Raw genomic sequence first — 25,787 nt, forward strand, 5'->3', positions numbered from 1 at the left:
GCGCCGGGGGGTCCCGCCGTTCGCCGGGAACGTGTCGCGCAGCTTGCGCACGACGGGGGGTTCGATCGTCGAGGACGCCGAACGGACGAACTCACCCATCTCGGTGAGGGTCGTCATGATCTTCTTGCTGTCGACCCCGAGCTCCTTCGCGAGCTCGTAGACGCGGACCTTGGCCACATCACTCCTGTCTCGGCCCGCCCGGACAGGGTCGGACCGTCGTCAAATGCTGAGGGCACTCATCGCTGGGTGCTCATCGGTGCGTGCTCATCGGGTAGCCATCGGCTTCCAACCCGCTTCCCATTCAGACGGTCGACGCCGGGTCTGCCGGCGCCGTTCGGTGCTCCTGGTCGATCGCCGCGAGATGCTCCGCGACCACCGCCGCGTCGAGCGGTCCCGCATGACGCAGGGCCCGCCCGAACGCGCGACGACGGGTCGCGAGCTCGAGGCATCCAGGATCGGGGTGCAGCCACGCTCCCCTGCCCGGCATCGAGCGGGCGACGTCCACGACCAGAAGGTCACGGACCACGACCACCCTCAGCAGGGACGATCGGGCGTCGGTGCTCCGACAACCCACGCACGTGCGGACCGGGCCGCGGGCATCCGCGAGCGGCCGCTGAGCGGCCGGTTCCACGGGCGAGGGATGCCGGGCTCGGCGCCCAGCCGCGACGAGTCTACCGCGCTCGGTCGACGAGCGTGCCATGGCACGCGTCACTCGGCCGGTCCGGAGGCCCCTTGCGGCGCCGGCTCGGTCTCGGCGTCGGAGCGGATGTCGATGCGCCAGCCGGTGAGCTTCGCGGCGAGGCGGGCGTTCTGCCCCTCCTTGCCGATCGCGAGCGAGAGCTGGTAGTCCGGCACGACGACGCGCGCGGCGCGCGCCTGCTCGTCGACGACCGTCACCGAGACGACGCGGGACGGGGACAGCGCGTGCGCGATCATCTCCGCCGGGTCGTCGGAGTGGTCGACGATGTCGATCTTCTCGCCGCGCAGCTCCGCCATGACCGCACGCACGCGTCCGCCCATGGGCCCGATGCACGCGCCCTTGGCGTTCACGCCGGGGACCGTCGCGCGCACGGCCATCTTCGTGCGGTGCCCCGCCTCGCGCGCCATCGCCGTGATCTCGACCGTGCCGTCGGCGATCTCGGGGACCTCGAGGGCGAACAGCTTGCGCACCAGACCGGGGTGCGAGCGCGAGAGCGTCACCTGCGGACCGCGCGGGCCGCGGGCCACCTCGAGCACGTACCCGCGGATCCGCTCCCCGTGCACGTACTCCTCACCCGGCACCTGCTCGTGCTGCGGCAGGACCGCCTCGGTGCCGCCGACGTCGACGAGAACCGTGCGCGGGTCGCGTCCCTGCTGGATCACCCCGCCGAGGACCTCGCCCTCCTTGCCGCGGAACGTGCCCAGCACCTGGTCGTCCTCGGCGTCGCGCAGCCGCTGCACGATGACCTGGCGCGCCGTCGCGGTCGCGATGCGGCCGAACCCGTCGGGCGTGTCGTCGTACTCGGGCGTGTCGACGTCGAGCGCGTGGCCCTCGTCGTCGACGGGGGGCGCCTCACGCGCCCACACCGTCACGTGCCCGGACCGCCGGTCGACCTCGACGCGGGCGCGCGGCTGCGCGTCGGGCGTGCGGTGATAGGCGGACAGCAGCGCCTGCTCGATCGCGGAGACCAGCACGTCCAGGCTGATCTCCCGCTCCCGCTCGAGCGAGCGCAGCGCCTGCATGTCGATGTCCATGTGTCAGCTCTCCCGTCCGGCGCGGTGGCCGGCCTCGTCGTCACCGGCGTCCGCGCCGGCCTCGTCGTCCACGGGGCCGAGCCCCGACAGGTCCACCTCGACGCGCGCGTCGCGCACGTCGCCCAGGGGCACCGTCCGCGGGTCGCCGACCTTCGGACGCCGCCCCTTGAGGCCGGGCGTCACGGGCACGACGACGATCGCGTCGGCCTCACGGTCCACGCCGTCCAGCCGCCCGGACAGCGTCGTGCCGTCCGCGAGCCGAACGGTGACCGAACGACCCACGGCGTGCACGAAGTGCCGGCGCTCCGTGAGCGGGCGCGACACGCCGCGGCTCGACACCTCGAGGTCGTACTCCCCCTGCACGGGGTCGGCGTCGTCGAGCGCGTCCGAGACGGCCTGCGTCGCGGCGGCCACGCGGTCGAGGTCGAGGTCGCGCTCGTCGTCCTCGGTGAGGTCGAGCACGACCTCCACGGTCGAGCGTCCTCCGCGGCGGTGGACGACGACGTCCTCGAGCAGGAGCCCCTGCGCGTGCACGACGGGCTCGAGCACCTCGCGGACCCGCTGGGCGGCGACTGCGACCACGTCCGGCCTCCTGTCGTTCGCGCGGGTCGCGTTGCCGACCCTGTGATGTTGTGGGTCCAGGGTAACGAGTCGGCGCGTGTCCGACCGCGCCGGGGCGGCCCCGGCGGTCCCCCGTGGCAGGATCGCCCGCGATGACGACGCAGCCCACGACCAGCACGCCGCACGACGACGGCTCCCGCGGGCGTGCGCGGGACACGGCCGGCGTGGCGAGGATCACGCCCGCCGGGCGCGGGCGCGGTGCCGTCCGCGCCCTCGTCGTCGCGCTCGCGACGGCTCTCGTCGCGTCCTGCGCCGCGTGCTCGGTGCGCCTCGAGTCGGCGCCCTACCCCGAGCCGTCGCCGGGGCCGGTCGAGCAGGTCCGCGCACGCACGCTCGGCGACGCCCTCGCGCTCGAGGCCGACGCGCGCGCAGCGCTCGCGACCCGTCCCGGTGCCGCGGTGGCCGACGTGCTCGACGACGTCGTCGCGTTCAGCGCGGACCACGCGAGCCAGCTCGGTCCTGCCTACGACTCGGGGCTCACGCCCTCCGCGACCGCGACGTCCTCCGCACCGACCCGGACGACGCCGTCGGACGTCCTCACCGAGCTCGCGGCCACGACGCGCGACGCCCTCGCCGACGCGGACGGGGTCGCGGACGCCGACCTCGCCAGGCTCGTGGCGTCGATCGCCGCGGCGCGCGACCAGCTCACGCGGCGCCTCGCGACGGCGACGGAGGCGAAGGTCCCCGATCTCGACGTCGTCGTCACCCCGAGCCCGGCACCGAGCGTCACGGGCAGCCCGGCACCCGAGCCCACGCCGTCGCCGGAGCAGACGGACGCCGCGCAGGCCACCTCGGCCGACGACCTCGCGCCGCTCGTCGTCGCGCACGACCAGGCCGGCTTCGCCTACGAGGTGATCGCGGCGCAGCAGTCCGGTTCGCTGCGCACCGCCGCGCGGGCCGCGGCCGCCCAGCACCGCGACGAGGCGCAGCGCTGGGCCGTCGCGGCGGGCGTCGCCGAGACCGCGCAGGACCCGCGCCGCGCGTCGTACACGCTGCCCGACGGGCTCGACAAGGGCTCCACCGCGAGGCGGCTCGCACGTGCGCTCGAGGGGGCCGTCGCGGACGCCGCCGCGACGCTCGTCGCCCGGACGCCTGCGGGCCAGCGCTCGCCCTTCGTCGACGCACTGCGCACCGCGAACGCTGCCGCGCGCACGTGGGGCGCGGCACCCGTGCCGTTCCCGGGCATGCCAGAGCGCGCCGACGGCTGAGCCGCGGCCCGCCCGTGGCAGCCACCGCGCGCCGCAGGATCACGGCAGCGCGCGCCGCGGGTCAGCGCAGCGCGTCGACCAGCTCGGCCACGCGATCGGCGACCTCGGCGACCGGCACCTGCTCGGCCGTGCCTCCGACGCGCGGACGTACCTCGACCAGCCCGTCCACGAGCCCACGCCCGACGACCACCACGAGCGGCACCCCGAGCAGCTCGGCGTCCGCGAACTTCACGCCGGGCGACACCTTGGGACGGTCGTCGTACAGCACCTCGATGCCGCGTGCGACGAGCTGCGTGGCGAGCGAGTCCGCGGCGTCGAACACCGCGTCGTCCTTGCCGGTGGCGACGAGGTGGACCTGCGCCGGCGCGACGTGCGCGGGCCAGGCCAGCCCACGCTCGTCGTGGTTGGCCTCGGCGAGCGCGGCGAGCACCCGGGTCACCCCGATGCCGTACGAGCCCATCGTGACGACCTGAGCCTTGCCGTTCTGGTCGAGCACCGTCAGGCCGAGCGCCTGCGCGTACTTGCGCCCGAGAGCGAAGATGTGGCCGATCTCGATGCCGCGTGCCAGCTCGAGCGGGCCCGAGCCGTCGGGGGCCGCGTCGCCGGCGCGCACCTCGGCGGCCTCGACCGTGCCGTCGGAAGTGAAGTCCCGGCCCGCGACGAGGTCGAACACGTGCTTGCCGGCCTCGTTCGCGCCCGTGATCCACCGCGTCCCGTCGACCACACGCGGGTCGAGCAGGTAGCGGACCGACCCCTCGGGACCGTTGGGTCCGAGCACCGACGGGCCGATGTACCCGCGGACCAGCTCGGGGTGCGCCGCGAAGTCGGCGTCCCCGGCCGGCTCCACCTCGGCGGGCGCGACCGCAGCCTCGAGGCGCTTGAGGTCCACCTCGCGGTCGCCGGGCAGGCCGACGACCAGCAGCTCGCGCTCCCCCGACGGCTGCACGAGCGCCACGACGACGTTCTTGAGCGTGTCCCCCGCGGTGTACCCACGCTCGGGGAACCGCTCGTCCGCGAGCGCGACGAGCGAGTCGATCGTCGGCGTCCCGGGTGTGTCCTCGACGTGCGCGGCGGGCGCGTCGTCGTACGGCTGCGCCGCGGGCGGGACGGTCGTCACCGCCTCCACGTTGGCCGCGTAGCCCCCAGGGCTGCGCACGAACGTGTCCTCGCCGATCGCCGTCGGGGTGAGGAACTCCTCCGAGCGGGAACCGCCCATCGCGCCGCTCGTCGCCGCGACGATGACGTACTCGAGCCCGAGCCGGTCGAAGATGCGGCGGTACGCGTCGCGCTGCGCCTGGTAAGAGGCCTCGAGGCCGGCGTCGTCGACGTCGAACGAGTACGCGTCCTTCATGACGAACTCGCGGCCACGGATGAGCCCCGCGCGTGGGCGGGCCTCGTCGCGGTACTTCGTCTGGATCTGGAACAGCGTCAGCGGCAGGTCCTTGTACGACGAGTACAGGTCCTTGACCAGGAGCGTGAACATCTCCTCGTGCGTCGGTGCGAGCAGGTAGTCGCCGCCCTTGCGGTCCTTGAGCCGGAAGATGTTGGGGCCGTACTCCGTCCAGCGACCCGTCGCCTCGTAGGGCTCCTTGGGCAGCAGCGCCGAGAAGTGGACCTCCTGGGCGCCCGCGGCGGCCATCTCCTCGCGCACGACGGCCTCGACCTTCGCGAGGACGCGCAGGCCGAGCGGGAGCCAGGTGTAGATGCCGGGCGCAGCGCGGCGGATGTACCCGGCACGCACGAGCAGCTTGTGGCTCGCGACCTCGGCGTCGGCGGGGTCCTCACGCAGCGTGCGGACGAAGAGCGTGGACATGCGCAGGAGCATGCGGGCCAGCCTAGTTGGGCCGCGAGGCTCTCCGTGCCGCGGCGGCGCCGGACGGTGCGCGCGGCGACCCGGCGCGGAATGCTCCCGGTGCGGGATGTCGGTGCCGTGCGCCACGATGGGCGCGTGCCCGAGCTGCCCGAGGTCGAGGCGCTGGCGCAGTTCCTGCGCTCGCGCACGGTCGACCACGTCGTGACCTCCGTCGCCGTCGGCGCGATCAGCGCGCTCAAGACTTTCTCCCCACCACCTGACGCGCTCGTGGGGGGCACCGTCGTCGACGTGCAGCGGCACGGCAAGTGGCTCGACCTCATGGTGGCGACGAGCACGGGCGAACCCCTGCACCTGGTGTGGCACCTGTCGCGTGCCGGCTGGGTGCGGTGGTCCGAGAAGCTGCCTGCGACCCCGGTGCGTCCGGGGCGCTCCCCCATCGCGCTGCGGGTCGGGCTCGACGACGAGGCGGGCTTCGACCTCACGGAGGCGGGGACGCGCAAGCGGCTCGCGGTGCACGTCGTCGCCGACCCCGCCGACGTGCCGCAGATCGCGTCCCTCGGCGTCGAGCCGCTGTCCGACGATTTCACCACCGAACGGCTCGCAGAGCTGCTCGCAGCACGCAACCAGCAGGTCAAGGGCCTGCTGCGCGACCAGGGCACCATCGCGGGCATCGGCAACGCGTACTCGGACGAGATCCTGCACGCCGCCCGCATGTCTCCGTTCGCGCCCACCCGCTCGTTCGACGCCGAGCGGACCGCGACGCTGCACCGCGCCGTGCGGGACGTGCTCACGGGCGCCGTCGAGGCTGCGTCGGGGCGGCCGGCGGCGGAGCTCAAGGACGCCAAGCGCCGCGGCATGCGCGTGCACGGACGCACGGGGCAGCCGTGCCCCGGGTGGGACGGGGTGCCGTGCGGCGACGTCGTGCACGAGGTGTCGTTCGCGGACTCGTCGCTCCAGTACTGCCCGACGTGCCAGACGGGCGGCAAGCCGCTCGCGGACCGCCGCATGTCGCGACTGCTGCGGTAGCGGCGGCCGAGGTCCGGTCGGGCTAGAAGAGCACGGTGGCGTACGACCCGACCTGCCGGAACCCCACCCGCCGGTACGCCGCGAGCGCGCGAGCGTTGTAGGCGTTCACGTACAGCGACACGACCGGCGCGACGTGCGCGCGGGTCTGCTCGACGACCGCGGCCATGCCCGCCTCGGAGAGTCGCTGGCCCCGCCAGGCGGGCGCGACCCACACGCCCTGCACCTGCGCGACGCCGCCCGCGACCGCGCCCAGCTCCGCCTTGAACATCACCTCGCCGGAGGTGTCGGTGCGGACGAACGACCGGCCCTGCGTGACGAGCGTGCGCACGCGCGTCTCGTAGGGACCGCCCGGGCCGCTAGCGGGCGAGTACCCGACCTCCTCGGTGAACATCCGCACGCACGCGGGGAGCACGTGGTCGAGCTCGTCGAGACCCGAGCGCCGCACGAGCGGGTCGACACCCACCGCGGGTGCGTGGTCGATCACCATCGACGGCTGGTCGTCGCGCACCTCGCGCACGCCCGGCCATGCGGCGCGCAGCCGGCGCCACACGCCGAGCACGGCGTCGGCCGGTCCGACGAGGGACGAGCAACGCCTGCCCTGCCGACGACCCAGCTCCGCGAACGCGTCGCACGCGAGGTCGAGGTCGACCCCCGGCGGGACCACGGGCACGAGGTTCGCGCCCGACCAGGCGACCGCGAGCAGCTGCCCCTCGGACGAGTAGCCCCAGACCTCGCCGCCCGCACGTCGCAGGCCGCCGGAGATCGCCTGCTCGATGCGCGTCGAGGCCAGCACGGACCCGACGGGGTCCTGCGCGCACACGTCGAGCGCGGAGCGCAGGTCGCGCTCGTCGAGAACCCGGCCCCCGGTCCGCTCGTCGAGCAGCGACGCACGACGAAGCACCATGCGCTGATTGTGCATCACGTCACACGGCGGCGCGGCCCGGGCTCGCGTGGCGGACGCGGGTCCGGCACGGCAGGACGGCGGGACAGACGAGCGGTCGCCGTCAGCCGACGCTGACGACCGGGCTGCCCTGACCGGCCTCGACGGGGTCCATCGTCTCCGCGATGCGCATGGCCTCGTCGATGAGCGTCTCCACGATCATCGACTCCGGGACGGTCTTGACGACCTCGCCCTTGACGAAGATCTGCCCCTTGCCGTTCCCGGACGCCACGCCGAGATCAGCCTCGCGCGCCTCACCGGGCCCGTTGACGACGCACCCCATGACCGCGACGCGCAGCGGCACCTCGAGCCCCTCGAGGCCCGCCGTGACCCGCTCCGCGAGCGTGTACACGTCCACCTGCGCACGGCCGCACGACGGGCACGACACGATCTCGAGCTTGCGCGGGCGCAGGTTCAACGACTGCAGGATCTGGATGCCGACCTTGACCTCCTCGACCGGAGGCGCGGACAGCGAGACGCGGATCGTGTCGCCGATGCCCTTGCTCAGCAGGGCGCCGAACGCGGTCGCCGACTTGATGGTGCCCTGGAACGCCGGGCCTGCCTCGGTGACGCCGAGGTGCAGCGGCCAGTCGCCGCGCTCCGAGAGCAGCTCGTAGGCGCGGACCATGACGACCGGGTCGTTGTGCTTGACCGAGATCTTGAAGTCGTGGAAGTCGTGCTCCTCGAACAGCGACGCCTCCCACACCGCGGACTCGACGAGCGCCTCCGGCGTGGCCTTGCCGTACTTCTCGAGGAGCCGCGGGTCGAGCGAGCCGGCGTTGACGCCGATCCGCAGGCTCACGCCCGCATCCTGAGCCGCGCGCGCGATCGCGCCCACCTGGTCGTCGAACTTGCGGATGTTGCCCGGGTTCACGCGCACCGCGGCGCAGCCGGCGTCGATCGCCGCGAAGACGTACTTGGGCTGGAAGTGGATGTCCGCGATCACGGGGATCTGCGACTTGCGCGCGATCGCCGGCAGGGCCTCGGCGTCGTCCTGGCTGGGGACCGCGACGCGCACGATGTCGCAGCCCGCGGCGGTCAGGGCCGCGATCTGCTGGAGCGTGGCGTTGATGTCGGTCGTGGGCGTCGTCGTCATCGACTGGACGCTCACCGGGGCGTCGCCGCCGACCTCGACCTTGCCGACGCGGATCTTGCGCGTCGGACGCCGCGGTGCCAGGACGGGTGCGGGTGCCTGCGGCATCCCGAGGCTGATCGGAACCGGGGTCGAGGGCACGCCGTTCGGAGCGATGGTCACCCGTCCATCATCGCACCGCGGCCACGCCCGACTGCTCCCGGACGTCCCGTGCGCACGAGATCACCACGCGATCCGACGAGCCGACGAGCCGATCGCGGCGACGTCTCAGCCGTCGATCTCGTCGCGGCGCGCGAGCACGAGGCGGTCGACGAGGTCGTCCGGCAGCGGCGAGCTCTCGTCGAACCTGATCGTGCCCTTCGACGTCGACCAGCCCGCGAGCTCGTCGCGCACGGTGTCGAGCGCTCCCGGGCTGAACGGGTAGACGCCGACGTGGGTCTTGGCGGACATCACCGACAGCAGCGGCTTGCCGTGCAGCACGAGCGCGGGCATGCCGTACCCGATGCCGTCCGTGGCGTCGGGAACGAGCGCACGTGCACGCGCGTACACGCCCTCGACGAGGCCGCGTCGCGGCTCCGGCAGGGACTCGAGGTACTCCGAGAGCTCCGACATGCGTCGAGCATCTCAGGACGCGACGTGCCCGGCGAGGGTCGTTCGGCTCAGACCTGGCCGGCTCAGATCTGGATCGGGTCCACGAGGTCGGCGTAGACCAGGAGCACGCCCACCGCACCGAGCAGCACGAAGACCGCGTAGGCGAGCGGCACGAGCTTCGCGGTGTCGAACGGCCCGGGACGCGGCAACCCGCGCAGGCGCGCCACCTGGCGACGCCCGCCCTCCCACAGCGCCGCCGCCACGTGGCCGCCGTCGAGCGGCGGCAGCGGGATGAGGTTGAAGACGAACAGCGCGATGTTCAGGGCCGCGAGCAGCTCGAGCCACGACGCGATGCGGATGCCGTCGCTCACGCCGGGTGCGGACCCGATCTCGCCGGCGAAGCGCCCGATCCCGACCACGCCCACGATGCTGTTGGCGTCGCGCGCCTCGTGCCCGAAGGTCGTACGGACCAGGCCGACGACCTTCCCGGGCAGGTTCCCGACGACCGCCGCCGTCTGCCACGTCCGCTCGGCGACGATGCCCGGGACCGCGAGCGGCGACTGGCGGACCAGCTCGCTGTCCGGCGTGACGCCCAGGAAGCCGACCGCGCTCGTCACGGGCTTGCCGTCCGCGCCGACCTTCGCGACCCCGTTCTCGTCGTACTGGGGCCGCTGCGCGACGACCGGCGTGACCGTGAGGGAGACACGCTCGCCGTCGCGGTCGACGACGACGGCGGTCTCCTGGCCGCCGCTCGCCCGGATGAGCCTCTGCAGCTGGTCCCACGACGTGATCGTCGTCCCGCCATAGCTCACCACGGTGTCTCCCGGCTCGAGACCGGCCGCCGCGCCCGGCGCGGGCTGGTCCGAGGGCTGGCACGTGCGGTCGGCGTCCGCATCCGCCGGGATGACGCACTGCGAGACCCCGGCGAGGGTCGTGCTGGTCTGCGGGGTGCCCCACACGACCGCGACGACGCCGAGCAGCACGAACGCGATCACCAGGTTCATCACCGGGCCGCCCAGCATGACGGTGAGCTTCTTCGGGGTCGAGAGGCGGTAGAACGCGCGGTGGTCCTCGCCCGGGCGGATCTCCTCGGCGCTCGCCGCACGCGCGTCGCGCGCGAGCCGGCCCATCCACGTGCGCGCAGGCGGCGTGCCGACGGCCTCGTCGGGCGCGTACATGCCGATCAGCCGCACGTAGCCGCCGAGCGGGATCGCCTTGAGGCCGTACTCGGTCTCGCCCTTGGTCCGCGACCACAGCGTGGGCCCGAAGCCGACCATGTACTGGCTCACTCGCACGCCGAAACGCTTCGCGGGCACCATGTGCCCGATCTCGTGCAGGCCGATCGACACCAGCACACCCACGACGACGATCAGCACACCGACCAGGTACGCCATCCGGTCCCTCCACCTGTCCACGAGCACGGCCGCACGGGCGGTCCGCCCACGACGTGCACATCCTGCCTCCATTGTCTGGGAGCGCGCTGACAGCGAGCCGTGCGCGACACGAGGCCGACGTGCGGCCCCGTCGCGGCGGTACGAGCCCCACGCCGCTAGCGTCGTCGCATGACGTCCCCGCGCACCCCCGGGCACGAGCCGCTCGACGGCGACACGGTCGCCGACGTGGTCGTCGTCGGTGCCGGGCTGACCGGCCTGTGGACCGCCTACTACCTGCTCGACGCGGACGCCGCGCTCGACGTCCTCCTCGTCGACCAGGACCCCCTCGCGGCGGACGACGACCGGTCCGCCGCGGCCGGCGTCGACGCCGGGGTCTGCACCACCGAGCTCGACGCCGACGGCGCGCGTGTCGCTGAGCTGTTCGGGCCGCAGGTCGCCGCCGCCGCGCGGGCCGCCGCGCGGGACGCCGTCGTCGAGATCGGAGGCGTGCTGGCGCTCGAGGAGATCGAGTGCGGGTTCACGTTCGGCGGCGCGGTCCGCATCGCGCTCGGTGCGGCGCAGGCGGCCCGGCTCGAGGCTCACGCACGCACCGCGCGCACGTGGGGCGACGAGTGGGACGTCCTGGGCCCTGACGAGCTCGCCGATCACGTCGACGTGCCCGGCGCCGCGCTCGGGGCGTGGACGCCCGACGTCGCGGTCCTCGACCCCGTGTCCCTCGCGGCCGGGCTGCGGGACGTCCTGCGCCAGCGTGGCGCTCGCATCGCTGCGTCGACCTCCGCGGTCCGCGTGTCCCCGCGAGCGGTCGTCACCGACCGAGGGACCGTGCGGGCACGCCAGGTGGTCGTCGCGACCGGTGCGGGCCGTGGGTTCGCGGTACCAGGCGTACGCGCGGAGAAGGTCTCGACGCTCGTCACGGCGCCCCTCGACGCAGCCGCGTGGGCACACGCGGGGCTCGACCGTCGCACGGCCGTCGTCGGGAGCGGGCGCCGGGGCGTGCTCGCGCGGCGCGCGGGCGACCGGCTGGTCGTCACCGCCGACACGGACCCGCGCGTCGCGGCGACGCGCCTGTTCCCGGCGCTCGTGGCTCCTGCGGCGTCGTCCCGCGACGGGTCGCCGGCCGACACCGTCCGCAGCGGGACGCTCGGACGCACAGCGGACGGCCTGCCGGTCGTGTGGCTGGACGACGACGGGATCGCGCACGCCGGCGGCTACGGCTGGGCCGGCCACGTCATGTCCAACGTCGCGGGCCGCACGCTCGCCGACCTGCTCACGCAGACCGAATCGGCGCTCACGCGCCTGCCGTGGGTGCGTCCCGCGGCCCCGGCGCGCGACCGCCTCGCGGCCGTGCGGGCCGCGGTCCTGCGGGCCGCGAGCGACCGCGCCGACGCGGAGGAGGTCGTCGGCGGCTCGCCCGGTCCGGCGGCCGCGCTCCTCGACCGGCTGCGCTGAGGCCACCGCACCGCTCGGCCACGGCTCAGCGCCGGTCGAGCACCTCGTGCGCGCGCGACCGGGCCCAGGCCTCGGCACGCAGCACGGCGTCGAGGTCGAGCTCGTCCGCGCGGGTGCCCGGGTGCTCGTCGAGCACCCTCTCGACCGTCGTCACGATGTCGAGGAAGCCGATCCGGCCCGCGAGGAATGCCGCGACGCACTCCTCGTTCGCCGCGTTGTACACCGCCGGGTGCGTCGCCGAGGCATCGACGGCCAGCCGCGCGAGACGCACCGCACCGAAAACCTCCTCGTCGAGCGGCTCGAACGTCCAGGTCGCCGCGGTGGTCCAGTCGCACGCCGGCGCGACGTCGGTGACCCGGTCGGGCCATGACAGGCCGAGCGCGATCGGCAGCCGCATGTCGGGCGGGGACGCCTGCGCGATCGTCGAGCCGTCGTGGAACTCGACCATCGAGTGGACCACCGACTGCGGGTGCACGACCACGACGATGTCGTCGGTCGGCACGTCGAACAGCAGGTGCGCCTCGATCAGCTCGAGGCCCTTGTTCATGAGGGTCGCCGAGTTGATCGTCACGACCGGCCCCATCGACCACGTCGGGTGTGCGAGCGCCTGCTCCGGGGTCGCGGCCTTGACCTCGTCGAGCGTCCGGCCGCGGAACGGTCCGCCCGACGCAGTCAGCACCAGCCGTCGCACCTCACCGCGCGAGCCTCCGCGCAGGCTCTGCGCGATCGCCGAGTGCTCGGAGTCGACCGGGACGATCTGGTCGGGCCGCCGACGTGCCGCCTGCACGAGCGCGCCGCCGACGACGAGCGACTCCTTGTTGGCGAGCGCGAGCGTGCTGCCCGCCTCGAGCGCGGCGAGCGTCGGCCCCAGCCCCACCGAGCCCGTCACACCGTTGAGCACGACGTCCGCGCCGCGGGCCGCGAGCTGCGTGGACGCATCCGGCCCAGCGAGCACCTCGACGCCGTCGAGCAGACCGCGCAGCTCGTCGGCCGCCGCCCGGTCCGCGACCGCGACGACCTCGACGTCGAGCTCACGCGCCTGCCGCGCGAGCAGCGCGACGTCACCACCGCCGGCGCCGAGACCCACGACCTCGAACCGGTCGGGGTTGCGCCGCACGACGTCGATCGCCTGGGTCCCGATCGAGCCGGTCGACCCCAGGAGCGCGACGGTGCGGATGCTGCCCTGCGCGGTCACGCGTGCCTCACTCGACGCCGAGGAGCACCTCGACCGCACGCGCGAAGAATGCGTCGACGGGCGCCTCCGCGTACGCGTGGTGGCCCTTGCGCGCGCGGAACGTCGCGCCGCGGATCTCCGACGCCGACAGCGGCGCACCCTTGTCGAAGTAGGCGACGAGACGGTGGCACAGCTCGTCGACGTCGGCGGGCTCGTAGCCCTGGTCGCGACCCTCCGGGGGTGCGAACCGGTCGCCGTCGGGGCGACCGAGCCGGCCGTACAGCGTGCGCGCCTGCTCACCCAGCTGCGTGAGCCACGCGGGCTGGCCGTGCTCCGCGACGAACTCGGCACGCGCGCGGGCGACGAACGCCTGCTCGAGGCGGTCCAGTGCGGCGTCGACCGCGGCGGTGACGTAGCCGCCGCGCACCATGTCGAACGCGACCGAGCGCACGTCCTTGGCGGCGAGCGCCGCGGCCGGGCCCTGCTCGTACACGGACCGCGCGTGGGCGAAGAACTCGTCGACCTCGTCCGGGTCGTAGCCGCTGCGCAGCCCCGTCACCGTACGGAACATGCCGTCGCTCACTCGTCCTCCTCCGCGGCCAGCTGGCCGCACGCACCGTCGATCTCGCTGCCACGGGTGTCCCGCACCGTGGTGGGGATGCCGTGCGCCCGCAAGCGTGCCACGAACTCCGCCTCGACCGCGGGATCGCTCGCTGTCCACCGCGAGTTGGGCACGGGGTTGAGCGGGATGGGGTTGCAGTGCACCCAGCCGCGCCCGCGTGCGTTGAGCTTCTCCCCCAGCAGGTCGGCGCGCCACGCGTGGTCGTTCACGTCGCGGATGAGCGCGTACTCGATCGACACCCGTCGGCCGGTGACCTCGAAGTAGTGGTAGGCGGCGTCGAGCGCCTCGTCGACGTCCCAGCGCGTGTTGACCGGCACCAGCTCGCTGCGCAGCTCGTCGTCCGGCGCGTGCAGCGACAGCGCGAGCGTCACCGGGATGCCCTCGTCGGCCAGCTTGCGCATGGCGGGCACCATGCCCACGGTCGAGACCGTCACGTTGCGCGCGGACATGCCCAGGCCGTCAGGGGCTGGCGCGACGAGCGTGCGGACGGTGCCCATGATCGCCTTGTAGTTGGCGAGCGGCTCACCCATGCCCATGAACACGACGTTCGTCAGTCGCGCCGGGCCCCCGGGGACCTCACCGGCGGCGAGCGAGCGCGCCGCCTCCCGGACCTGCTCGACGATCTCGGCGGTCGACAGGTTGCGCGTCAGGCCCATCTGACCGGTCGCGCAGAACGCGCACGCGAGCCCGCAGCCGGCCTGGCTCGAGATGCACAGCGTGGTGCGGTTCGCGTACCGCATGAGCACCGACTCGACCTTCGCGCCGTCGAAGAGGTGCCACAGCGTCTTGACGGTCGTGCCGCCGTCCGCGGTCATCGTCCGCGCACGCTCGAGCAGCGGCGGGAACAGGTTCGCCGTCAGGACGTCGCGCGACGCCTTGGGCAGGTCCGTCATGGTCGACGGGTCCGACGACAGGTGCGTGAAGTAGTGCGTCGCGAGCTGCTTGGCGCGGAAGGGCTTCTCCCCCAGCTCCGTCACCGCGGCCACGCGCTCGGCGGGCGTGAGGTCGACGAAGTGCTTCGGCGGCTTGCCTCGCGGCCCGCGCGTCGGGGACGACAGGTCGAGGCGGACGGGCGTCCCGGTCACGGGGCACCTCCTTGCATGGGGGTCGGCTTCGACGCTACGCCGGGGGCTGCAGCAGCGTCAGGATGAGGTAGACGGCGGGTGCCGTGAGCAGCAGCGAGTCGAGGCGGTCGAGGATCCCGCCGTGGCCGGGCACCAGCGTGCCCATGTCCTTGAGCTCGAGGTCGCGCTTGAGCATCGACTCGCACAGGTCGCCGAGCGTCGCGGTCACCACGGTCGCCAGGCCGAGGAACACGCCCGTGAGCGGCTCGCCGTGGAACGCGACCTGCATCCCGACGACGCCCACGACGCAGGCGAGGACCACGGAGCCGACGAGCCCTTCCCAGGACTTCTTCGGGCTCACCGACGGCGCGAGCGGGTGGCGTCCGACGAGCACGCCGACGGCATAGCCGCCGGTGTCGGACGCGACGACGAGCAGGATGAACAGCAGCACCCTCGCGGGGCCGTCGTCGGCGGCGAGCATGAGCATCACGAAGCCCGCGAGGAACGGCAGGTACGCCGCGGCGAACGCGCCCGCGGTGGCGTCGCGCAGCGCACGTGGGCCGCTGCCGTCCAGGACGCGCCAGATGACGACGCCCCCGACGGTCAGCATGAACGCGACGAACAGGGCCTCGGGACCGGACGTGAACGCCGAGACCAGGATGCCGACGGCACCGACGAGCAGCGGGAGCAGCGGGAGGTGGATGGCGCGGCGCGTGAACGCCTGGGCCAGCTCCCACAGCGCTGCGCACACCACGAGCACGGCGAGGCCCGCGAAGACCTCCTTGACGATGAACAGCGAGAGCACGACGACGACGAGCAGGCCGACGCCGACGGCGGTCGCGACCGGCAGGTCGCGACCCGTCCGGGACGTGCGGGGTGCGGCGAGCTCCGTCATCAGACCTCGAGCAGCTCGCTCTCCTTGGACGCGAGGAGGCTGTCGACCAGGTCGACGTGCTTCTTCGTCAGCGCCTCGAGCTCCTTCTCGGCACGCGTCACCTCGTCCTCGCCCGCCTCGCCGTCCTTGACGATGCGGTCGAGCTCCTCCTTGGCGCGGCGGCGCACGCTGCGCACCGAGATGCGGGCGTCCTCGGCCTTCGCCTTGGCGAGCTTCACGAAGTCGCGGCGGCGCTCCTCGGTCAGCGTGGGCAGCACGACGCGGATGACGTTGCCGTCGTTCGTCGGGTTCACGCCGAGGTCGGAGTCGCGCAGGGACTTCTCGATCGCCGCGGTCGCCGACTTGTCGAACGGCGAGACGAGGATGGTGCGCGCCTCGGTCACGTTGAACGACGCGAGCTGCTGCAGCGGCGTCGGGCTGCCGTAGTAGTCGACGAACACCTTCGCGAACATCGCCGCGTTGGCGCGCCCGGTGCGGATCGCCGCGAAGTCGTCCTTGGCGACCTCGACAGCCTTGTCCATCTTCTCCTCGGCCTCGAGGAGGGTCTCGTCGATCACGGCTTGCTCCGTCCCGTTCGTCGTGCCGCGCCCGGTCGGGCGCTCATGGTCGTGGTGGTGCGAAGGTCGTGGGGCTCGTCAGCTCGCGGTGACCAGCGTGCCGATCTTCTCACCTCGAAGGACGCGCGTGACGTTGCCCTCCTCCTCGAGGCCGAACACGCGCATCACCACGTCGTTGTCCCGGCACAGCGACATCGCGGTCGCGTCCATCACGGCCAGGCCCTCGACGAGCGCCTCCGTGTAGGTGAGGTGCTCGAGACGCTTCGCGTCGGGGTCCTTGCGGGGGTCCGCGGTGTAGACCGCGTCGACCCCGTTCTTGCCCATGAGCACCTCCTGGCAGTGCGTCTCCAGGGCACGCTGCACGCTCACGGTGTCGGTCGAGAAGTACGGCATGCCCGCACCGGCGCCGAAGATCACGACGCGCCCCTTCTCGAGGTGACGGATCGCGCGCAGCGGGATGTACGGCTCGGCGACCTGACCCATCGTGATGGCGGTCTGCACACGCGTGTCCACGCCGGCCTGCTCGAGGAAGTCCTGCAGCGCGAGGCAGTTCATGACCGTGCCGAGCATGCCCATGTAGTCCGCACGGGCCCGGTCGAGACCCGACTGGGAGAGCTGCGCACCGCGGAAGAAGTTGCCGCCGCCGACGACGATCGCGACCTGCACGCCCTCCCTGACGGCGAGCGCGATCTCCCCGGCCACGCGACGCACGACGTCGACCGCGAGACCCACGTCGCCGCCGCCGAACGTCTCGCCCGAGAGCTTGAGCAGGACGCGTCGCGCCGGGGCGCCCGTCCCGTCGACAACGGGATTCTGGCTCACGCGATCCTCCAGGGAGCTCGTACGGTCGGTGCGTCGTGCTGGTGGTGCGCCGGTGGCCCCGGCCCTCACGGACCGGGGCCACCGGGACGGTGCTGGGGTCAGGCTCCCACGCGGAAGCGCACGAAGCCCGTCAGCGTGCCGCCGGCCTCGGTGAGCACCTGGCCGACCGACTTCTTCGGGTCCTTCGCGAACGCCTGGTCGAGCAGCACGTTCTCCTTGAAGAAGCCGTTGAGGCGGCCCTCGACGATCTTCGGGAGCGCGGCCTCGGGCTTGCCCTCGTTGCGCGCGGTCTCCTCGGCGATCTTGCGCTCGTTCTCGACCGTCTCGGCCGAGACCTCGTCACGCGTGAGGAACAGCGGCGAGTAGGCCGCGATGTGCGTCGCGATGTCGCGCGCCACGCCGGCACCCGCCGCGTCGGTCGCCACGAGGACGCCGACCTGCGGGGGCAGGTCCTTGTTGACCTTGTGCAGGTAGACCTCGACGTGCTCGCCGGCCACGCGGGCCAGGCGGCGCACGACGACGCGCTCGCCGAGCGTGGCGGCCGTCTCGTCGACGATGTTCTGCACCGTGGTGCCCTCGTACTCCGCCGACGTCAGCGCGTCCGCGTCGCGGGCGCCGGTCTCGACGGCGGCCGCGAGCACGCGGTCCGCGAGCGAGATGAAGTTCTGGCTCTTCGCGACGAAGTCGGTCTCCGAGTTGACCTCGACGAGCACGCCCGTCTGCCCCTCGCCGTCGGCCGTCGGGCCGACGTGCGCCGCGACGAGGCCGTCGGAGGCCGCGCGGCCCTCACGCTTGCCGACGCCCTTGAGGCCCTTGACGCGGATGATCTCGAGCGCCTTGTCGGCGTCGCCCTCCGCCTCCTCGAGCGCCTTCTTGACGTCGAGCATGCCCGCGCCGGTCTTCTCGCGCAGGTCCTTGATGTCCTGGAGCGAGTAGTTCGCCATGTCGTGTGTCCCGTTCTCCGTCACGGCGGGCTCGCGCCCGCACGCCGGTGGTCGTTGCGGAAGTCGTGCTGGCGGCGGGCCTGTCGGGCCCACCGGTGCGCTGCGGGTGGGGCCGCGTGCGGCCCCACCCTGTGAGCGTCAGGCCTGGGCGTCGCCCTCGGCAGCCTCGGCGGGCGCCTCGGTCTCGGCGACCTCGGTCTGCGCGGCCTCGGGGGCAGCCTGCTCGGCGACCTCCTGCGCGATCTCGGTCTCGGCGACGGCGACCTCGGCGGCGGCCTCCGGTGCGACCTTCGCGTCGGCCAGGTCTGCCTCGGCGCCGGCGAGGAGCTCACGCTCCCACTCGGCGAGCGGCTCGGCGTCGGCCTCGGCGCCCTCGGCGGCCGCGGTGCGACCCGAGTGGCGCTTGAGCAGGCCGTCGGCGGCGGCGTCCGCGATCACGCGGGTGAGCAGCTGGACCGCGCGGATCGCGTCGTCGTTGCCCGGGATCGGGTAGTCGACGACGTCCGGGTCGCAGTTGGTGTCGAGGATCGCGACGACGGGGATGCCGAGCTTGCGCGCCTCGTCGACCGCCAGGTGCTCCTTGTTCGTGTCGACGATCCACACGGCCGAGGGGATCTTGGCCATGTCGCGGATGCCGCCGAGCGTCTTGCTCAGCTTGTCCTTCTCGCGACGCAGGACCAGGAGCTCCTTCTTCGTCAGGCCGGAGCCGGCGACGTCGTCGAAGTCGATCTGCTCGAGCTCCTTGAGGCGCTGCAGGCGCTTGTGGACCGTCGAGAAGTTGGTCAGCATGCCGCCGAGCCAGCGCTGGTTGACGTAGGGCATGCCCACGCGCGCGGCCTGCTCGGCCACGGGCTCCTGCGCCTGCTTCTTGGTGCCGACGAAGAGGATCGAGCCACCGTGCGCGACGGTCTGGCTGACGAAGTCGTAGGCGCGGTCGATGTAGGACAGCGACTGCTGCAGGTCGACGATGTAGATGCCGTTGCGCTCGGTGAAGATGAAGCGCTTCATCTTGGGGTTCCAGCGGCGGGTCTGGTGCCCGAAGTGGACACCGCTCTCGAGCAGCTGGCGCATGGTCACGACGGCCATGGCACATCCTTCCGGCGCGCACCGCGAGGCGCGCACGTCTGTGCGGGCCCGGCGAGCGGGACCGCGGTTCGGTTGTCGGCCCCGACGGGAGTCGGCGCCCCTGGCGCCATGTCGTCGGACGCGCCGGGCGAGGCCCGGACCGTTGCGATGACGACCCCGGTCCGGAGCCTGGACGCTGGGGACCAGCGGCAGGACGGGCGGGTGATGACGCGCGAAGTCGACCGGCACGGACCGGTCGCAGCGAGGAGTCTACCCCGGCGCGCGGGGCTGCGGGACACGCCGCTCGCGCGAGCACCCGCACCGTCGGCATGCCTGCCGCGGTGCGCGCGGCGCGACGCCGACACCTCGCCCCAGGGCGCTCCGCCGCACTGCGCCGCGAACCGTCCACAGGCACGCACCGGACGGGACGCGTCCACAGCCGTCCACCGGTCGCCCGCCGGCTGCGCATGCACCACGAGAGCCTGCCGCCATGGCACACCACACCCCGCGCCGCACGCCGCGGCGACCTCTCGCGCCCCGTCGCCCGATGCGCCGCCGCACGCGCGCCGCGCACCTCGCCCTCGTCGTGCTGATCGCCGCGGGTCTCGCGGGGCCCGCGCTCGCGGTCGCGGACGACGAACCCTCGTCGCCCGGCACGACGAGCCGCTACCGGCTGCCCGTCGAGGGGCCGGGTCGCGTGCTCGACGACTTCGACCCTCCCCGCACGCCGTGGGCCGCAGGGCACCGCGGGGTCGATCTCGCCGCGGCGCCCGGCTCGGACGTCCGTGCCCCGGGGGCGGGGACCGTCACGTTCGTCGGCAGCGTCGCCGGACGGCCCGTCCTGACCGTCGCGCACGCCGACGGCCTGCGCTCGAGCCTCGAGCCGGTCGTCGCAGACGTCGCGCGAGGCGACCGCGTCGCGGCGGGGGACGTCGTCGGCGTCGTCGCGCCGACGGGCGGGCACTGCGGTGGTTCCTGCGTGCACTGGGGCGTGCGCGAGGGGCCGTTCGACCCGCCGCACTACGTGGACCCGCTCGTCCTGGTCGGGCGCGCGGCGCCGATCGTGCTCCTGCCCGACGCGACGATCGACTGGCCGTGACCGGTCGACGTCGACCGAGCTCCGCGTCCCGAGCAGCGGGCCCGCGCCGCACCGTCAGGATCGCGCCGTGGAGCTCGCGGCGTCAGGCGCGCTCGGCCTCGACCATCCGCGCACGCAGACGCTGCATCGCGGCCGTGTGCATCTGGGAGATCCGCGACTCGGTCACGCCGAGCACCCGTCCGATCTCCGCGAGCGTCATGTTCTCGTAGTAGTAGAGGACGACGACGGTGCGCTCACGCTCACCGAGTTGCTCGATCGCTCGCGAGAGCAGGAACGTCGTCTCTGCGGCGTCGACCGCACCGGCGGGGTCGACCGCGCGCTCGTCACCGAGCGTGTCCCCCAGGCTGACGCCACCGACACGCTCCTCGCCGCCCAGCAGCTCGTCGAGCGCGACGACGTTCGACGACGACACGTGCGTGTGCACGGCCCGCAGCTCGGCGAGCGAGATCTGCAGGTGGCGTGCCATCTCCGCCTCGGTGGGCGCGCGGTGGAGGCGGGCCTCGAGCTCGGCGTGCGCGCGCTCGACGGTCCGCGCCTTGGTCCGCACCGAGCGCGGGACCCAGTCCATGGCTCGCAGCTCGTCGATGATCGCGCCGCGGATGCGCGCGCTCGCGTACGACTCGAAGCGCACCGAGCGGTCGGTCTCGTACTTCTCGATCGCGTCGATGAGCCCGAACATCCCGTACGAGACGAGGTCCGCGTGCTCGACGGTGCTCGGCAGCCGCATGCCCACCCGGCCGGCGACCGCGGCGACCAGGGGCGCGTAGTGCAGGATGAGCCGCTCGCGCGCCTGGGCGCACGACTTCTCCTTGAGGTCGGACCACAGCAGCGCGACCATCGCCGAGAGCTCGTCGGCCATCGGCGCCCGCTGCGTCGGGACCTCGTCGAGCAGCGCGGTCGCCTGCGCCCGGTCCTCGCGGGCCGCGACGAGCGAACCGTTCTCGAGCGCCTCGTCGACCGCCTCCGCGAGCGCGCCGTCGACCGTGACGACGTCGTCGACGGGCGCGGCGGGGACGGTGCGCGGCTGCGGGACGACACCGGCGGGCGCCGCGTGCCCGGCGACGTGCTCGAGCCAGCTCGCGACGACGTCGACGTGTGTGGTGGTCATGGTGCTCTCCGGGGGGACGGATCTGGCGAGGGGCTGTGCAGCAGGGGACAGTGCGGGGGTCACGCGCGTGGATGGGCGAGCGAGTACGCCGAGCGGAGCCGCTCGGCGGTGACGTGCGTGTAGCGCTGGGTCGTCGACAGGCTCGAGTGGCCGAGGAGCTCCTGCACGCTGCGCAGGTCGGAGCCGCCCTCGAGGAGGTGCGTCGCCGCGCTGTGGCGCAGGCCGTGGGGCGCGAGGTCGTCGACGCCCGCCGCGGCTGCGGCCGTGTGCACGACCTCGCGCACGAGGCGCTGGTCGAGACGACCACCGCGAGCGCCGAGGAACAGCGCGTCGGGCGACGTCGGGCGCGCCAGCGCGGGACGAGCGGTGGTGATCCACGCGTCGAGCGCGTCCGCCGCAGGCCGGCCGAAGGGCACCGTGCGCTGCTTGTCGCCCTTGCCGACGACGCGGACGGTGTGCTCGGCGAGGTCGACGTCGCGCAGGTCGCACGCGCACAGCTCGCCGACGCGCACGCCGGTCGCGTACAGGAGCTCGAGCACCGCCCAGTCGCGCACGCGGACCGCGTCGCCGTCGGTCGCGTTCTCGCGAGCGGTGTCGACGAGGTCGTTCGCGGCCGTCGCCCGCAGCACCGTGGGCAGCGTTCGGCCGACCTTGGCCGCGGTGAGACGGGCCGACGGGTCGCTCGCGACGCGCCCGGTGCGGGCGGCCCACGCGAAGAACGTGTGCGCGGCGGCGGCGCGGCGCGCGAGCGTCGCGCGGCTGCGGTGCGCCGACGCCTGCGACGCGAGCCAGGCCCGCAGCGTGCGCAGGTCGACGGCGTCGAGCGTGCGAGCGCCGTGCCGGGCCGCGAAGGACAGCAGCGCCTCGACGTCACCCAGATAGGCGCGGTCCGTGTGCGCCGACAGGCCGCGCTGCAGGCGCAGGAATGCGGAGAAGTCGTGGAGAAGCTGCGCCCGGTCGGGCGCCTTCTCGGTGATCTCCGTCGCACTCATGGGGCATACGGTGACGCGAAACACAGCCTCAGGACAAGCACAGGATTCACCTGCCCGGCCTAATGCCCGGGGAATCCCCCCGGAATGTCCGATTGGCCCACCAGAAACCTGTAGCCCGTGCCACTTTTTCACCCGGTCGGGCGTACAGATCCGCGACCTTAGCCCGTTCGTGACGATCGTCACGAGCCCGCTCGGCGGCCTCACGGGGTCCACACTGCGGGCTCTCAGGTGCCGAGGCGCCGTGCGCTGCCTCCCGAGCGCCCCGGGAGCGGGGACCTGGACCGCTCGGCGCCCCCGGACCGCTCAGCGCACCCCGAGCCGCCAGCCGTCCTGCGACCTCTGCGCGTGCCCGGAGAGCTCGAGCAGGCCGAGCGCACCGTGCGCAGCGCGCAGGTCCACCCCCGCGAGCGCCGCGACGCGTTCGACCGTCGCCGGACGGTGGCGCGCGAGCGCGTCGAGCACACGGCGCGCACCCGGGTCGAGCTCGTCCTGCGCGTGGACGTCGCCGGTCTCCACGACCGCGCTCGCGCCGACGGGCCCGACGAGCTCGACGACCTCGTCCGCGTCGGTCACGCACACCGCCACCCCTTCGCGCAGGAGCCGGTGGCAACCTGCCGACGCCACGGACGTGACCGGGCCGGGCACGGCACCGACGGGCCGCAGCAGACGCGCGGCGTGGTTGGCGGTGCTGATCGCGCCGGACCGCCACGCCGCCTCCACGACGACGGTCGCCCGCGAGGACGCTGCGATGAGCCGGTTGCGCTGGAGGAACCGGCTCTTCGTCGGCAGGCTGCCCGGCGGTACCTCGGACACGATCGCGCCGCCGCCGGCGACGACCGCCTCGAAGAGTCGCGCGTTGCCGGCGGGGTACGCCCGGTCCACTCCCCCAGCGAGCAGCACGAGCGTCGGGCAGGCCGTTCCGCCGGGCGTCGCGCCCGACAGCGCCCCACGATGCGCCGCCGCGTCGATCCCGTACGCGCCGCCGGACACCGTGATCACGCCCGCCTGCGCGAGCCCGACCGCGAGGTCGTGCGCGACGCGCTCGCCGTACGTGGTGCTGGCGCGGGCGCCCACGACCGCTACCGAGCGCGCGGCGAGCCCGCGCACCGGCCCACCGCGGACCCACAGCGCGAACGGTGCCGCGTCGCCCAGCTCGTCGAGCTGCTCCGGCCACTCGTCGTCACCCGGGACGACGAGCCGGATGCCCTCGCGCACGTGTTCCCCGACGCGCCGGGAGCGGGCGTCGGCGAGCCTCAGACGCCAACGCTCGACCGCCCGCGAGAGCCGCGCGAGCGACGCCCCCGACGGTCCGACGACGGCATCCGTCGTCGCCCGCCATGCCGCCGCCACGCCGCGATCCGCAGCGATCGAGACGAGCTCCAGCGCGTCGTGCGCACCGAGCGCGCCGACGAGTGCGCCCGCGACGGGGTCTCCCGGCTCCGCGAGCGCGCTCCAGGCCGCACGCGCCGAGCGCTCGGTCGGCGACACCCGCGGGGCCACCTCGTCGGTCGCCCTCCCGGCTGCCCGGTCCCCTGACCCGTCGACCATCCGGTCCACCGTCTCGTCGGCGACCGGCCCGCTCCGCGACGCGCTCATGCGCCCTGCCCCCGGGTGCGCAGCAGCAGCGCGCGTCCCACGTCGGACCTGTCGGGCGCCGCGCGGCCCGACAGGTCGGCCAACGTCCACGCCACGCGTAGGACGCGGTCGACGCCCCGAAGGCTCAACGTGCCGCGGTCGACGGCTCGATCCAGGTCGGCGACGAGCGCGCGCCCGGGCCCGAGCCGCTCGCGCAGCCACGTGCCCGGCACCTGGGCACCGGACGTCCAGGGCGTTCCCGCGAGTCGCTCGGCGGCGGCCGAGCGAGCCTGCGCGACACGCGCGGCGACGAGCGAGGTCGGCTCGCCGGCGGGCTCCCCCGCGCGCGCCGGGTGCAGCTCCACCTGGAGGTCGACCCGGTCGAGGAGCGGACCCTCGAGCTTGCCGAAGTAGCGTCGCCGCTGCTCGCTGCGGCACGTGCAGCCCAGACCCTTGCCGACGGCCCGCCCGCACGGGCACGGGTTGGCGGCCAGCACGAGCTGGAAGCGTGCCGGGTACCTCGCGGTGCCCTGCGCGCGATGCAGCACGAGCTCGCCGTGCTCGAGCGGCTGGCGCAGCGTCTGCAGCACCGCGGTCGAGAACTCCGGGGCCTCGTCCAGGAACAGGACGCCCCGGTGCGCGCGGGACGCGGCGCCGGGCCGCGGCGTTCCGGAGCCGCCTCCGACGACGCTCGCGGGGGTCGCGGTGTGGTGCGGGTCCTCGAAGGGCGGCCTGCGGACCAGGCCGTCACCGGGGTCGAACGTGCCCGCGACCGAGTGCACCGCGGTCACCTCGACCGCGGCCGCCTCGTCGAGGTCCGGCAGCAACCCGGGCAGCCGCGCCGCGAGCATCGTCTTGCCCGTCCCCGGTGGCCCCACCATCAGGAGGTGGTGCCCGCCCGCCGCGGCGACCTCGAGGCACTCACGCGCCTCGTGCTGCCCCACCACGTCGACGAGGTCGAGGCCCGCGGCGGCCGAGCGCACGGGCGGCTCCTCCGCCGGGACCGGCTCCACGGGCACCACGTCGATCTCGGCCCCGTACGACGCGGCCACCTCGGCGAGCGACCCCGCGCCACGGACACGGGCACCCGGCACGAGGCTCGCCTCCGGGACGTTCGCCGCCGGCACGACGATCCGCGGGTGCCCTGCGGCCACCGCGGCGGCCACCGCGGGCAGGACGCCACGGACCGGCCGCAGGCGCCCGTCGAGCCCGAGCTCACCGAGATGGACCACGCCGTCCGCCACGCCTGCCGGTATCACCTCGGCGCCTGCCAGGACCGCGACGGCGATCGCCAGGTCGAACCCCGGCCCCGACTTCGGCAACGATGCCGGCGACAGGTTCACGGTGATCCGGCGGTTCGGCCAGGTCAGCCGGGACGACGCGACCGCCGCACGGACACGGTCGCGCGCCTCGGCGAGCGAGGCGTCGGGCAGCCCGACCAGCGTGAACGCCGGCAGCGACGGCGCGAGGTGCGCCTCGACCTCGACGACGTGCCCCCTCAGCCCGACGAGCGCGACGCCGAGCGTGCGCCCGAGCGTCACTCAGACCACCCCCACGAGATGCTCGACGACCGCGGCACCGGACCGTGGCAGCAGCACCGCGACGACGTCCACCCTGACCGACGCAGCACGCACGTCGTGCGCGGCGAGCCACAGCGCCGCCAGGCGACGCACGCGGGCGAGCTTGGTGCGCGTCACGGCCTCCGCGGGGTACCCGTACGACGTCGAGCGACGCGTCTTGACCTCGACCACGACCAGCTCGTCGCCGTCCAGCGCGACGAGGTCCACCTCGCCCTCGCGGCATCGCCAGTTGCGGTCCAGCACCCGCCACCCGCGCGCCTCGACGTGCGCCGCGGCGACGTCCTCCCCGTGCCGTCCGACGGCGTCCTTCGCTCTCATGCCCCGACGGTCGCGCGGACGACGCGGCCCGCGTCGGCGAGCGACGACCCATCGGTGGACGACGGGCGAGCGCGCGTGCCTGTGGTCGGTTCGGCAGAACGGC

The 25,787-nt window shown here is 74.0% G+C and carries 26 protein-coding genes; 4 read left to right on the forward strand and 22 right to left on the reverse strand.

Annotated elements, in window-relative coordinates:
- The 4 genes from AW16_RS18055 to AW16_RS0107465 all read right to left on the reverse strand — a co-directional run.
- A partial coding sequence (locus tag AW16_RS18055) for a translation initiation factor IF-2 N-terminal domain-containing protein (RefSeq protein ID WP_156044102.1) occupies positions 1–177 on the reverse strand: 177 nt, incomplete at its 3' end.
- A 124-nt stretch (positions 178–301) separates the two neighbouring features.
- Positions 302–700, reverse strand: a complete 399-nt coding sequence (locus tag AW16_RS17010; RefSeq protein ID WP_081861528.1) for a YlxR family protein — start codon at positions 698–700, stop codon at positions 302–304.
- 8 nt (positions 701–708) lie between these two features.
- A complete protein-coding gene (gene nusA, locus AW16_RS0107460; protein WP_029289327.1) occupies positions 709–1,734 on the reverse strand; it encodes a transcription termination factor NusA in 1,026 nt (341 codons plus the stop codon).
- Positions 1,735–1,737: 3 nt separating this feature from the next.
- Positions 1,738–2,316 carry a ribosome assembly cofactor RimP gene (locus tag AW16_RS0107465; protein ID WP_029289328.1) on the reverse strand — a complete coding sequence of 193 codons (579 nt, stop codon included), beginning with the start codon at positions 2,314–2,316 and terminating at the stop codon, positions 1,738–1,740.
- 131 nt (positions 2,317–2,447) lie between these two features.
- Here AW16_RS0107465 and AW16_RS17660 point away from each other — a divergent pair, with 131 nt between their 5' ends.
- The gene (locus AW16_RS17660) at positions 2,448–3,563 is read left to right on the forward strand and encodes a DUF4439 domain-containing protein (RefSeq protein WP_051681763.1); all 1,116 of its coding nucleotides are present in this window, start codon (positions 2,448–2,450) and stop codon (positions 3,561–3,563) included.
- Between the two features lie 61 nt (positions 3,564–3,624).
- On the opposite strand, the gene AW16_RS0107475 is transcribed toward AW16_RS17660, so the two are convergent.
- Entirely contained in the window at positions 3,625–5,388 is a 1,764-nt protein-coding gene (locus AW16_RS0107475) for a proline--tRNA ligase (protein WP_029289330.1), read from the reverse strand.
- 123 nt (positions 5,389–5,511) lie between these two features.
- Between AW16_RS0107475 and AW16_RS0107480 the strand changes: the two genes are divergently transcribed.
- Entirely contained in the window at positions 5,512–6,402 is an 891-nt protein-coding gene (locus AW16_RS0107480; RefSeq protein WP_029289331.1) for an Fpg/Nei family DNA glycosylase, read from the forward strand.
- A gap of 22 nt (positions 6,403–6,424) precedes the next feature.
- Here AW16_RS0107480 and AW16_RS0107485 read toward each other — a convergent pair whose 3' ends face one another.
- The 4 genes from AW16_RS0107485 to AW16_RS0107500 form a co-directional block, all read right to left on the reverse strand.
- Positions 6,425–7,306: a DUF4081 domain-containing GNAT family N-acetyltransferase gene (locus AW16_RS0107485; RefSeq protein WP_029289332.1), complete on the reverse strand. Its 882-nt coding sequence runs from the start codon at positions 7,304–7,306 to the stop codon at positions 6,425–6,427.
- Between the two features lie 100 nt (positions 7,307–7,406).
- Entirely contained in the window at positions 7,407–8,543 is a 1,137-nt protein-coding gene (gene ispG, locus AW16_RS0107490) for a flavodoxin-dependent (E)-4-hydroxy-3-methylbut-2-enyl-diphosphate synthase (RefSeq protein WP_029289333.1), read from the reverse strand.
- A gap of 159 nt (positions 8,544–8,702) precedes the next feature.
- Positions 8,703–9,047 (reverse strand): iron chaperone, encoded by a 345-nt coding sequence (locus AW16_RS0107495; protein WP_029289334.1) that lies wholly within the window; start codon positions 9,045–9,047, stop codon positions 8,703–8,705.
- Positions 9,048–9,109: 62 nt separating this feature from the next.
- Complete coding sequence (locus AW16_RS0107500; RefSeq protein WP_029289335.1) at positions 9,110–10,420, reverse strand: RIP metalloprotease; 1,311 nt, start codon at positions 10,418–10,420, stop codon at positions 9,110–9,112.
- 168 nt (positions 10,421–10,588) lie between these two features.
- Here AW16_RS0107500 and AW16_RS0107505 point away from each other — a divergent pair, with 168 nt between their 5' ends.
- The gene (locus AW16_RS0107505) at positions 10,589–11,869 is read left to right on the forward strand and encodes an FAD-binding oxidoreductase (protein ID WP_051681764.1); all 1,281 of its coding nucleotides are present in this window, start codon (positions 10,589–10,591) and stop codon (positions 11,867–11,869) included.
- 25 nt (positions 11,870–11,894) lie between these two features.
- On the opposite strand, the gene dxr is transcribed toward AW16_RS0107505, so the two are convergent.
- The 8 genes from dxr to rpsB all read right to left on the reverse strand — a co-directional run bounded on the left by dxr (position 11,895) and on the right by rpsB (position 19,033).
- On the reverse strand, positions 11,895–13,064 hold the full coding sequence (dxr, locus tag AW16_RS0107510; RefSeq protein ID WP_029289337.1) for a 1-deoxy-D-xylulose-5-phosphate reductoisomerase: 1,170 nt from the start codon (positions 13,062–13,064) through the stop codon (positions 11,895–11,897).
- Between the two features lie 7 nt (positions 13,065–13,071).
- On the reverse strand, positions 13,072–13,626 hold the full coding sequence (locus tag AW16_RS0107515) for a DivIVA domain-containing protein (RefSeq protein ID WP_029289338.1): 555 nt from the start codon (positions 13,624–13,626) through the stop codon (positions 13,072–13,074).
- Positions 13,623–14,750 (reverse strand): 23S rRNA (adenine(2503)-C(2))-methyltransferase RlmN, encoded by a 1,128-nt coding sequence (rlmN, locus tag AW16_RS0107520; protein ID WP_029289339.1) that lies wholly within the window; start codon positions 14,748–14,750, stop codon positions 13,623–13,625. The genes AW16_RS0107515 and rlmN overlap by 4 nt, the downstream gene beginning before the upstream one ends.
- 34 nt (positions 14,751–14,784) lie before the next feature.
- Positions 14,785–15,624 carry a phosphatidate cytidylyltransferase gene (locus AW16_RS0107525; protein ID WP_029289340.1) on the reverse strand — a complete coding sequence of 280 codons (840 nt, stop codon included), beginning with the start codon at positions 15,622–15,624 and terminating at the stop codon, positions 14,785–14,787.
- Entirely contained in the window at positions 15,624–16,181 is a 558-nt protein-coding gene (gene frr / locus AW16_RS0107530; RefSeq protein ID WP_029289341.1) for a ribosome recycling factor, read from the reverse strand. The genes AW16_RS0107525 and frr overlap by 1 nt, the downstream gene beginning before the upstream one ends.
- A 78-nt stretch (positions 16,182–16,259) precedes the next feature.
- On the reverse strand, positions 16,260–17,003 hold the full coding sequence (pyrH, locus tag AW16_RS0107535; RefSeq protein WP_029289342.1) for a UMP kinase: 744 nt from the start codon (positions 17,001–17,003) through the stop codon (positions 16,260–16,262).
- Between the two features lie 98 nt (positions 17,004–17,101).
- On the reverse strand, positions 17,102–17,947 hold the full coding sequence (gene tsf, locus AW16_RS0107540) for a translation elongation factor Ts (protein WP_029289343.1): 846 nt from the start codon (positions 17,945–17,947) through the stop codon (positions 17,102–17,104).
- A 138-nt stretch (positions 17,948–18,085) separates the two neighbouring features.
- A complete protein-coding gene (rpsB, locus tag AW16_RS0107545; RefSeq protein WP_029289344.1) occupies positions 18,086–19,033 on the reverse strand; it encodes a 30S ribosomal protein S2 in 948 nt (315 codons plus the stop codon).
- Positions 19,034–19,502: 469 nt separating this feature from the next.
- On the opposite strand from rpsB, the gene AW16_RS18060 reads away from it, so the two are divergent.
- Positions 19,503–20,111: a peptidoglycan DD-metalloendopeptidase family protein gene (locus AW16_RS18060; RefSeq protein ID WP_156044103.1), complete on the forward strand. Its 609-nt coding sequence runs from the start codon at positions 19,503–19,505 to the stop codon at positions 20,109–20,111.
- An 82-nt stretch (positions 20,112–20,193) separates the two neighbouring features.
- On the opposite strand, the gene AW16_RS17015 is transcribed toward AW16_RS18060, so the two are convergent.
- The 5 genes from AW16_RS17015 to AW16_RS0107575 all read right to left on the reverse strand — a co-directional run bounded on the left by AW16_RS17015 (position 20,194) and on the right by AW16_RS0107575 (position 25,684).
- Positions 20,194–21,219 carry a FliA/WhiG family RNA polymerase sigma factor gene (locus tag AW16_RS17015; RefSeq protein WP_034648372.1) on the reverse strand — a complete coding sequence of 342 codons (1,026 nt, stop codon included), beginning with the start codon at positions 21,217–21,219 and terminating at the stop codon, positions 20,194–20,196.
- Between the two features lie 59 nt (positions 21,220–21,278).
- A complete protein-coding gene (locus AW16_RS0107560) occupies positions 21,279–22,211 on the reverse strand; it encodes a tyrosine recombinase XerC (protein WP_029289347.1) in 933 nt (310 codons plus the stop codon).
- A gap of 303 nt (positions 22,212–22,514) precedes the next feature.
- On the reverse strand, positions 22,515–23,807 hold the full coding sequence (dprA, locus tag AW16_RS0107565; RefSeq protein WP_081861520.1) for a DNA-processing protein DprA: 1,293 nt from the start codon (positions 23,805–23,807) through the stop codon (positions 22,515–22,517).
- Positions 23,804–25,327: a YifB family Mg chelatase-like AAA ATPase gene (locus AW16_RS0107570; RefSeq protein WP_029289349.1), complete on the reverse strand. Its 1,524-nt coding sequence runs from the start codon at positions 25,325–25,327 to the stop codon at positions 23,804–23,806. The genes dprA and AW16_RS0107570 overlap by 4 nt, the downstream gene beginning before the upstream one ends.
- Positions 25,328–25,684: a YraN family protein gene (locus AW16_RS0107575; protein ID WP_029289350.1), complete on the reverse strand. Its 357-nt coding sequence runs from the start codon at positions 25,682–25,684 to the stop codon at positions 25,328–25,330.
- Positions 25,685–25,787 lie beyond the last annotated feature (103 nt).

The organism is Cellulomonas sp. HZM, assembly GCF_000708885.1.
Taxonomy (GTDB): domain Bacteria; phylum Actinomycetota; class Actinomycetes; order Actinomycetales; family Cellulomonadaceae; genus Cellulomonas.

Excerpts from the sequence above, each read along its gene's own strand:
- tsf (WP_029289343.1), bottom strand. The coding sequence starts at position 17,947 with ATGGCGAACTACTCGCTCCAGGACATCAAGGACCTGCGCGAGAAGACC.
- dprA (WP_081861520.1), bottom strand. The coding sequence starts at position 23,807 with ATGAGCGCGTCGCGGAGCGGGCCGGTCGCCGACGAGACGGTGGACCGG.
- AW16_RS0107495 (WP_029289334.1), bottom strand. The coding sequence starts at position 9,047 with ATGTCGGAGCTCTCGGAGTACCTCGAGTCCCTGCCGGAGCCGCGACGC.
- AW16_RS0107525 (WP_029289340.1), bottom strand. The coding sequence starts at position 15,624 with ATGACGGAGCTCGCCGCACCCCGCACGTCCCGGACGGGTCGCGACCTG.
- AW16_RS0107500 (WP_029289335.1), bottom strand. The coding sequence starts at position 10,420 with ATGGCGTACCTGGTCGGTGTGCTGATCGTCGTCGTGGGTGTGCTGGTG.
- AW16_RS17010 (WP_081861528.1), bottom strand. The coding sequence starts at position 700 with ATGGCACGCTCGTCGACCGAGCGCGGTAGACTCGTCGCGGCTGGGCGC.
- AW16_RS0107560 (WP_029289347.1), bottom strand. The coding sequence starts at position 22,211 with ATGAGTGCGACGGAGATCACCGAGAAGGCGCCCGACCGGGCGCAGCTT.
- nusA (WP_029289327.1), bottom strand. The coding sequence starts at position 1,734 with ATGGACATCGACATGCAGGCGCTGCGCTCGCTCGAGCGGGAGCGGGAG.
- AW16_RS18060 (WP_156044103.1), top strand. The coding sequence starts at position 19,503 with ATGGCACACCACACCCCGCGCCGCACGCCGCGGCGACCTCTCGCGCCC.
- AW16_RS17015 (WP_034648372.1), bottom strand. The coding sequence starts at position 21,219 with ATGACCACCACACACGTCGACGTCGTCGCGAGCTGGCTCGAGCACGTC.
- AW16_RS0107475 (WP_029289330.1), bottom strand. The coding sequence starts at position 5,388 with ATGCTCCTGCGCATGTCCACGCTCTTCGTCCGCACGCTGCGTGAGGAC.
- AW16_RS0107485 (WP_029289332.1), bottom strand. The coding sequence starts at position 7,306 with ATGGTGCTTCGTCGTGCGTCGCTGCTCGACGAGCGGACCGGGGGCCGG.
- AW16_RS17660 (WP_051681763.1), top strand. The coding sequence starts at position 2,448 with ATGACGACGCAGCCCACGACCAGCACGCCGCACGACGACGGCTCCCGC.
- AW16_RS0107575 (WP_029289350.1), bottom strand. The coding sequence starts at position 25,684 with ATGAGAGCGAAGGACGCCGTCGGACGGCACGGGGAGGACGTCGCCGCG.
- AW16_RS0107505 (WP_051681764.1), top strand. The coding sequence starts at position 10,589 with ATGACGTCCCCGCGCACCCCCGGGCACGAGCCGCTCGACGGCGACACG.
- ispG (WP_029289333.1), bottom strand. The coding sequence starts at position 8,543 with ATGCCGCAGGCACCCGCACCCGTCCTGGCACCGCGGCGTCCGACGCGC.
- rpsB (WP_029289344.1), bottom strand. The coding sequence starts at position 19,033 with ATGGCCGTCGTGACCATGCGCCAGCTGCTCGAGAGCGGTGTCCACTTC.